7 protein-coding genes are annotated in these 9,318 nt (G+C 42.3%); all 7 read right to left on the reverse strand.

Annotated elements, in window-relative coordinates; all coding sequences use genetic code 11:
- Positions 1 to 49: 49 nt before the first annotated feature.
- Positions 50 to 511 carry a tellurite resistance TerB family protein gene (locus tag ACYQ2M_RS10650; protein WP_459916321.1) on the reverse strand — a complete coding sequence of 154 codons (462 nt, stop codon included), beginning with the start codon at positions 509 to 511 and terminating at the stop codon, positions 50 to 52.
- A gap of 180 nt (positions 512 to 691) precedes the next feature.
- A complete protein-coding gene (locus ACYQ2M_RS10655; RefSeq protein ID WP_459916322.1) occupies positions 692 to 1,279 on the reverse strand; it encodes a phosphoglycerate mutase family protein in 588 nt (195 codons plus the stop codon).
- 527 nt (positions 1,280 to 1,806) lie between these two features.
- Positions 1,807 to 1,920, reverse strand: coding sequence for a tautomerase family protein (locus ACYQ2M_RS10660; RefSeq protein WP_459916323.1), 114 nt, complete (start codon positions 1,918 to 1,920; stop codon positions 1,807 to 1,809).
- Positions 1,921 to 2,434: 514 nt separating this feature from the next.
- A complete protein-coding gene (locus ACYQ2M_RS10665; protein ID WP_459916324.1) occupies positions 2,435 to 3,754 on the reverse strand; it encodes a sensor domain-containing diguanylate cyclase in 1,320 nt (439 codons plus the stop codon).
- Between the two features lie 822 nt (positions 3,755 to 4,576).
- On the reverse strand, positions 4,577 to 5,416 hold the full coding sequence (locus tag ACYQ2M_RS10670; RefSeq protein WP_459916325.1) for an ABC transporter permease: 840 nt from the start codon (positions 5,414 to 5,416) through the stop codon (positions 4,577 to 4,579).
- A gap of 12 nt (positions 5,417 to 5,428) precedes the next feature.
- On the reverse strand, positions 5,429 to 6,193 hold the full coding sequence (locus ACYQ2M_RS10675; RefSeq protein ID WP_459916326.1) for a betaine/proline/choline family ABC transporter ATP-binding protein: 765 nt from the start codon (positions 6,191 to 6,193) through the stop codon (positions 5,429 to 5,431).
- Positions 6,194 to 6,266: 73 nt separating this feature from the next.
- The gene (locus ACYQ2M_RS10680) at positions 6,267 to 7,307 is read right to left on the reverse strand and encodes an ABC transporter substrate-binding protein (RefSeq protein ID WP_459916327.1); all 1,041 of its coding nucleotides are present in this window, start codon (positions 7,305 to 7,307) and stop codon (positions 6,267 to 6,269) included.
- Positions 7,308 to 9,318: the final 2,011 nt, after the last annotated feature.

Consider the following 9,318-nt stretch of genomic DNA (forward strand, 5'->3'; position numbering starts at 1 on the left):
TTTGGGTCTACCGCAATCATCCTGATTCTGTTAGTTAATTCAAAATGTCTCAATTTGGCGCAGCCAGATGCTTTCTGGCTCGCAGTTTTGCGTCAATCAGATCTCTGTGGCTGAGGTTCAAAAGATCGGCAAGCCTGTGGGCGAAATGGTCTTCATGGTCTTCAAGATGCCCGTCAGTAAGAATAATCTGCCAGACTGCTTCCATGAATTCGATCTTTTTTGATTCGGTAAAATTTTCATTTAAAAATCGGGTATAGCGAAACAGGCCAACATGCGCTTTACGTTCCTTGTTCCGGTCTGCGATTAAGGTTTCTATTTCATCCGGGGATACCCCGTATTTTGTTTCAAGTGTTCCAATTAAATGTTTTTTTTCTGAGTTGCTGCATCGACCATCGGCAAACGCTGCATCAAATAGCAGCACAGTCAGTGCCAGATGAACCGTCAGAGGGTCCTGGTCAGACATTTCTATATCGGTATCTCCGCTAAATATTTTTTTTAATTTTTCAAACATGTTTAACAATCCTTTTGTCGGACATCGCATCTCCATTAAAGGGCTAACGGGGAGCTTATGGGCCAGGTTTTTAAACCCAAAAAGCTCTAATAAAAAGTTAAATTTTCCTGAACCAGGCAGTTCCGAAAAGGTCGCGCGGTAAGCTTGATACCCCTCCAGCGTTTTGTTTGGCTATATAATTTAGGGCATCCATGTGATAATGCCTTCATCTGGATTTTGTTCTTTCCATTGCCAAAATGATTCAATATCCTGGATTCCATGTTTAATAACAGCTTTGTAGATTTGGATTCCCATCACCTTTTTTTCAATAGGAATACTATTTTTGATCCTGAGAATATTGGCCTTAATCTCTGGTGTCAAAACTGTAGAAATACGTTCGGCGACCTTTTCAAAATGACCGACATAGGGAGATTCATTTAAAATATGAATCATGTCAATTTGCCAGGAATGACCATCTTGTCCCTCGTAGAAAGCATGCCACTCAATGCATTTGTCTTCTGCTTTAAGTAAGTTGCCATAATTTATTGTTTTGATGCGTTTGTTTTCTGCAAGTTTGGATATGGCAGAAAAACTATCTGAAAGCTTGAATGGTGTCGTATAGATATGAAAATCAATGTCCCGATTATTTATCAATAACCCCATTTTAAGTGAGCCAACTAAATTAATCGTTGCCCCAATAGAAGACCATATTTCAATAATATTTGTGTCTTTAATAATTCTCCAAGCATTCTTTTGCATTGATTCCGCAATTTCATTAATTTGTTTCATAGTATTTTCTTGATTGTAGTTACGAAGCCGAACGTTGAGGGGAGCATCCGCCGAAAGATGTTTGCAAAAAACCGCTCACGTTCTGGCGGTCTGCTCTACCATTTTGTGTACGAACGGCACGAACATGAACCTACGGGATGCAAGTTCCCTATACGTGAATCCTGTTAACAGAATTACTGTTAGCATAAGTATCAGCCGAAAACAAGGGCGGAACCGTGAGGGACCGTCTGAAGGAAGTTGGAGCGAACAACTATGAGCCGACGAATAGAAACAGCACCTGTGAAGGACATTTTATTGCGCCTTTCAAGGTAACTTGTCTGGTGACAGTGCAGGGTCGAGAAACGAGACGACTGTCTGGAGATTACAGGCACTATAAAGGAATGCCTAGCCCCGCCCGGTTGGAGCGAAAACGGTGGTTATGTGATTGATTTGGTTTCTTTTCCATACCCAACACCGAATTTATCAATATGTAGTTCGCCTTCGGTAGCCCAATATTCCCGGTCAAACTCCTCAATTAATACTGTAACTCATTCTTGTTTGACATCCAATGTTGAAACAACTGAATCGGTTATTGCCTGAACAAGTTTCCTTTTTTGTTCAATGGGCCGGCCCTTTGCTATTTTAATAGAAACAATCGGCATATTTTCTTTTCCAACTAATATTTGAACATCATTATGGATACACACAACGGGCTGTTCAGGGGGCGGCGAGGTACGAGCCCGTCCACTGCAACAGCAAGGTTAGGTTCTTGGTTTACGACACCAAAAGGCAAAATGATTACCGACTTGAGCGGGCGCATCTCCTTTGAGCCTATCCGCAGTTGAAATTTCGGTAAATCCGACTTCCTCCAAAATGGGGATAATTTCCTCTACTCCATACATTCGTTCAACTTCAATAAGTTTTATCACTTTATTCGTTTCGGGGTATACAAATCAGCAATGCTCATGGAAATAAGTCTCATCTGCCCACTTTTCTGAAAGGCTGAAACAATCGGGGAGTTGCCGCCAATTTTTTACTTTTTCCGAAGAGTGATGGGGAGTCCTATCCCGATTGGCGATCTCCTTGGTTCTTGATACCCTATGGGATAACTAAATATTTCAGGTTTTTATTTTTGAAGCCCTTGGCAAGGCTCCTTAATCATTTAGGGAAATTGTTTTATAGTATTACAACCCTGTTGCGACCCTGGTTCTTGGCCATATACAGCGCCTCGTCTGCTTTCTTAACAATATCCTCAAGCAAGTCATCTTTATTTTCAACAACTGTCATTCCAATGCTCACGGTAAATCTTGTAAGTGCACCGGTGTCAGTACTGACATCTATCTTAGATAAATTGTCACGTAATCTTTCTGCAACCGTTGATGCCTCGTGAATATCTGATTCCGGAAGTATAACTATAAACTCTTCACCTCCCCATCGACCAAACATGTCGGTACCACGAAGAATGCCATGAGCTTCCGCAACCAGGAGTTTTAAAACTTTATCGCCAAAGTCGTGCCCATATGTATCATTGATGTTTTTGAAGTTGTCAATATCAATCATTAGAAGGGCAAGTTTATGTTGATATCGTTGGCACCTAGCTAACTCTTGCTCAAAAAATTGTAGAAACGACCTTCTATTTTTTGCACCCGTTAAGGGATCAGTTGTCGCTAGTCTTTCTAACTCCTTCTCAATTTTTTTCTGCTTAGTTATGTCTTCAATAATTATAATTGTTCCAGAGAATTTTCCAGATATGTCGAGGGAACGGGAGAAGGAAATATGAAAATATTGCTCTTTGATTTCAAGAGACTTTTCACTTATGATTTTTTGTTCCTTACTCCGAACAAAAACATTGTAGCTCTCTGCTAACCAAGGGAATTCTTCTGTAAGAATTATATCTTCCTTACTCTCTGTATAGTATTTTGATCCAGAGACTGAATTAGTATTAAAAATGTTGGCAGCGGCAAGGTTCATGTTTTCAATCTTTCCACCAGGGTCAACAATCAAGACAGGCAGAGACAAACTTTCGAAGATTGTAAGATATTTATTTTTTTCGTTTGTCATCTGACGGTTTCGATCTTGCAATTCATCAATCAGGAGGCCTTGTTCTGAACAAGCCCAAGTGGTACAAAAAGCAATTTCTACACGATCGAAAAACCGATTAATTAAGTTGCTGAAGTATTGCTTCTCTGATGAATTGAAATTTGCTTCTTTGAGCAGATCCTGATAGGACTGATGGTAATATTTCATCAAACCAAGAAACATATCAAGGCGAATTCCACGCTCTCTGTGTCGCTTGGCTTCAATAATTCCAAATTGTGTTGCGGGGTCATTGTTGTAATCTTCTTCTGGCCCCAGTTCAATATCGTCACCTTTAGTTATAATCAATTCACCAAGGGATTTTGACAAACCTGAAATGGATAGACGCCATGGCTCTTTTAAGGTTGACGTATACTTTGTGTAATTCCTTTCTTGAGCATAATCTAAAATTCTTCCCATGAGCCAATCTTCATGGTCGTTTATATATGTTATAAACTTGATTAACATGTATCTCACAATCAATTAAAAAAATGGATTCATAATTTTTAAGACTACCGCTTACCATCTTACATTATCAGCTTTATAGTAATCCTATAGAACATCTTGAATGTTGTCAAATTGTTCTTGGGCCATTCGTATTACCCTCGCCGCCGGACCCACGAGGGTTGGGTGCTCCAACTCGTTGCTCAGTGTGCTGGGGCGCGCGTCAAACGCATTCTCAACTCGGCATTCAGTGCACCGCAGGCGCACTTAACTACTGAAATCTGCGGCTTGCCCGTCAGCATTTTACTTGTTGAATTTTGTTCAACAAAGGTCAGATCTCATTTTCTTGTGCCTTTGTCGGGAAGGAAGGATCTGGAGAGCTGGCGTTATAAAGCAAGCCCGGTAAAATGGATGGAAATACCTAAATCAAGCAATCCCGGCGTACGTTGGCTTGGTATGCCCTGTATTCGGGACAGAGTGGTGCACACTACGATAAAGTACCTTTTGGAACCGATAATTTAATAATGGTAAATATTTGCTTGACTCATCAAGAGCAACGGGATTTTTATTTTTTTAGGCGGTGGATCAGGGAAACCAGGGGATGCCTTTTCCGGTGTCATTCTTTCTCCCGGGATCATAGACTACTTGTAAAGTAGAGGGGAAAAAAAGCCTGAAAAATTGGGTCGATACTCTGAGTTTCCCCTAAAAAAACAATAAGATATGTATCTATAGACATGTGGCACCTTAATCATCACCCATCCGTAAACGTGAAAGACATAATAGCGCAGAAGTAAAGATTTACTTGTTTTTTTTAATAAAGCCCTGGCTTAAACGATCGATGACGATCGCTACCACAACAATTGCCCAACCTGCTTCAAAACCTTCGCCCCCAGCAATTTTATTTGTTGCCATGAGTACTTCTTTCCCCAGACCTCCCGCCCCGATCATACTGGCCACCACTACCATAGACAAGGCCATCATCGTTGTCTGGTTAATCCCCGTAAGAATGGAGGGTATGGCAAGGGGTAATTTCACCTCTCGCAGCATTTGCCAACGCGTTACTCCAAATGCATCAGCCGCTTCAATCACCTGTGAGTTAACCTGGTTAATTCCTAGGCTGGTTAATCGAACGGCAGGCGGAGTAGCATATATAACAGTGGCAAAAACGGCAGGAACTTTACCAAGTCCAAACAACATTATCGCAGGAAGAAGATAGACAAAGGGAGGCATTGTTTGCATAGCATCCAGCACAGGGTTTATAATTCTGGAAGCCGTTTTTGATTCCGCCATCAGTATACCTACGGGAATACCTAAAACAAGTGATATTATGACTGAAACAATAACCACAGATAAGGTCTTAAGGGTTGTTTCCCACAAGGCAAAGAATCCCACAGTCAATATCAGAAAAGCCAGCGTAAGCGTAGTCGATAAAGACCTTGTTTTCCAATAACACAAACCCGTTATCAGAGCTATAATGAGCCACCATGGCAGGAACAAAAAAACAGTATCGATGGCAAGAAGCATTCTTAAAATCGTGTAGTTGAAAACATCGAACAGGGGGCTGATTGTCGTGTTTAAATAATCGATAAAGGAATCGATATAAGGCCAGATATGAAAACGCCAATTTTCCGGAAACATTTACTTATCCCTTTATTTGTTATTCTGCACAAAACGGCTCACATAGTCGTTTACCGGATTAGCGACTATCTCTCTGGGGTTTCCAACTTGAACGAACATCCCATCACACATGACGGCCATTCGGTTTCCCAGGCGCATTGCTTCATCAAGGTCATGGGTGACGAAGAGAATGGTTTTTTTCATTTCTCTCTGCAAGCGTAATAATTCTTCCTGCATTTCTCTCCTGATTAAAGGATCCAAACCGCTGAAAGGTTCATCCATCAGGAGGATATTGGAATCTTGAACCAAAGCTCTGGCTAATCCGACCCTCTGCTGCATTCCCCCCGATAAACTGCCTGGGTACTGAGATTCCCAATGTTCTAAACCCACCATTTTCAGTACATCCATGGCTCTTTCCAATCTGTCTTTTTTCCCGAGGCCCCGAATTTTTAAACCAAAGGCAACATTATCTAAAACAGTTCGGTGAGGTAATAAGCCAAAATGTTGAAAGACCATAGCCACTTCGGTTCTCCGGAAAGCAACCAGCTGTTTTTTGTCCATCATTGTTACGTTTCTTTCATTAACCATGATATCCCCTGCGTTTGGTTCCACCAAGCGCAATACACAACGAATCAGCGTCGATTTGCCGCTCCCGGAAAGACCCATAATTACAAATACTTCACCCTCATTCACATTGAACGATATGTCCCGTACGGCTACTACTTTGTTTTTCCCATTTGCAAAAGATGTGTTATGGACATAACGTGTCATTTCTGCCGATGTTTTTTTGCGGGTCAAACCGAAGACTTTCCACAGATGGCTTATTTCAATCCGGCTATTGATTCCAATATCATTCTCCATAGGTGTAAAATTACAGGGCATCCTCAACACTTTTAATTATGTTTGCCGGAATCCACTTATGCCATACATCGGGATATTCCCGTAAAAACCAGACAGCTGTTTCTTCAGAAGTGCTACCGGAGTCTTTCATATAAGCTAAAATAGAACTGGTTAGGGCGACAGATGTTTCGTATTTCTTTAAGAACAAGGTTACATCAGGATTTGTGTCAACGAGCTTGCTGTTAACGCAAATAGTAACATTGTCGGCAACCCAAGCACACCCGTAATCCTCTTTTACCCAGTGTTTCGGTTTATATTCGGGCTCGACGATCATGGTCATGTCCAGCTTACCCATTACCCAGGTGGGTTCCCAGAAATAGCCTAACCATGGTTCCCCATTTTCATAAGCTGAAACCATCGAAGTAACCAACGCCATCTCAGAGCCGGAATCGAATACATTATAGTATTTATCCAGGCCATAGGTGTGTATCTTGGTCTCATTGATTTCATAGGTAAGAGGCCAGGAAGATGGATTGTTGTAAAACCTGCCCTTGCCAGGAACTTCCGGGTCCTTAAATAGTTTCCAGTAGCGCTGCAAGTCTTCTATTGTTTTTAAATCGGGAGCCACCGGCTTTATGCCGCGCTCTGGGTCTCCCTTGACCATGTAAGTAGGTATATACCAGCCACTGGGTGCATCAGCAAAATTTGGTCCAAGGTCAACAATTTTTCCTGATTCTGTCAGTTCCGTATAACCGTCAATGTTTGTCTGAATCCACATTTCCATTAAAACATCAATATCTCCCTTACCCAAACCTACCAGAGATGCCATAGAATTAGCAAACATATACTCCACAGGGTGTCCATAACCGTGTTTCAGAATAAATCCGGCAATTCGGTTATGGATCTGAATACTATCCCATGACCTATCATTTAGGACGATGGTTTGTTTTGCCTGCGTCCCTTCCTTTTCTCCGGTTTTTGCCTTTGCATCAGCGCCCCATGTGTCAATTGACACCAGGCAACAAACCAGCGTTAAAAACGTCACTAACCATTTTTTCTCAATAAATTTCATAAAGCTCTCCCTTTTAATGACAAATAACCGCCATGGACGGCCCGTGACTTAGCTGCGTCCACAGTAGAGACTAAAACTTGCTCTCAGCGCAGCTATATTCGAAGTTCCATATAAAACCGGCATGGTCCGAGCATGAACATAGCCACTGTTATACACTCAGCAAAAACCTAGCTATAATATCTTTTTAAGGTGCATGACAAATTGATAATGTACATATAAAAGGCGAATTAGATAGAAACTCTCTTTCTATTCGGAATCCTGATTTTTGTGTGTGAGGAGGAAAATTCAGCTTCTTCCAGGGACAAGCGCCAATAGTTTCAGACCTGATGCCGGGCAGTTTTTTCATCGGCATGCAGACCATGTAAAAACGCCCCACCTTCAACCGCCCAAAGGGATAATTCGGCAGGGCTCCTGATATCGTGATCCGGGGCAAGGCCACGGCAGACCGCTGCCCCTGTCTCTCCTGTCCGAGGCAGCCGAGTATCCCCTGTTCGACCAGGAGGGTAATTTGATAAGCTCCCTTTCCCTGAACATTGATACCGCCTCCCTTAAACGGCGCATCCGGGAACTGGAAGGCCGGACCGAAGCCGCCGTGATGGAGGTCCGCTCCGTCCTGATCTGATTCCCTGTAAAACGGGTAGTAACTATTGTTTTGACATTATATATCACCCGTTATATATCATTTGTCATATAATCTTAAGGCCACTCAGGCGGTGAAACGGGAACGTCTGGCCCGAATACCGGAGCTGAACCCGGACCATGCCGTGTTGATCCCGGCGGACCTGGAATTCTGGGACCGGGAATATCCTGATCTGTGAAATTTAAAGCGGCAGTTTCAACCACCTCCCCTTCAATTTTTCCCTGAACTGGGCCAGGTCATCCATGGAAAGGGTTTAAGGCTTCAATGAAAGATCAAAATTGTTTTTCGGAAGTTTATAACTCTTTAAAAGACGTTGCCGAATTCTTTGGTTGAAGCGGTTTTTACGTTCTGATCGTCATATACCTTCGCAGCTTTTTAAGAATTGTTTTAGGCAAAGGATCTCACCTACATCAATTTATACCGGATGATAATTATGGCCATTCGGTTTCCATCGCAAAAAACGTCCTGTGGTTCCTTAACCGGACACACCGATATGTCGGTGCCGCAGCAATTATAATTATTGCAATCCATGCACTGATGATGGGCATCCGTATGTGGAATCCGTTTCTAATTATGGTCTTGATCCTTTTGGCCTGGCAGGGGATTTTCGGACTTTTTCTGATTCTCAAATTTACCCCCGCACGTTTAAAACGTTACGGTTATCTGGTTCATGCCCAACTCTTTTCCGGCGTAATGATTGCAATATTTGCTGGATTCGGCCATCAGCTGGTCCAATAGGTGCATTAGAGGTTGAATAGCAGGCCTATTGGGCCTTTTATTTAAAGCTTCGACCTTCATCGTTTTTATGGTAGCCTTTCCGCATTATTGTAACGCTTTCCTCTGCCTTAGGTGCAATAATTGGGTAATCTGCATATGATTTTCAAGAAAGGTGTCAGCCGTCGGAACATACTTTTTTCCGTTCAAAACATACATGGTTATCAAAATTCCTAAAATGTGAAGACATTCCTGTAGAAGAGCAAACCCCTCTGGTTTTGATGCTTCTGGAATATCTCAACCTGCTTGCTGAGGAAAACTAGGCTCTCCGTGATGAAATTGCACGCCTTAAAGGACAAAAAACCAAACCGAAAATCAAGCCTTTCGGCCTCGAATCTCGGCGCAAAAACAAATCTGAAATACAAGGCAAGCGGCCTGGCTCTGCCAAGCGTCATAAAACAAAAGATCTGAAAATACATGAGACCATCAAAATTGCACCTGAAGATCTCCCACTTGGGAGCATCTTTAAAGGATACAATAATTTTGTGGTCCAGGGACTCCGACTTGAACCTTTCAATATCAAATATCGACTGGAAAGATGGGTTTCCCCTGATGGCCGTTCATTTACGCCATCCTTGATACAGGCCTTCCTGTATC

It is taken from the genome of Desulfocicer niacini (genome assembly GCF_054657595.1).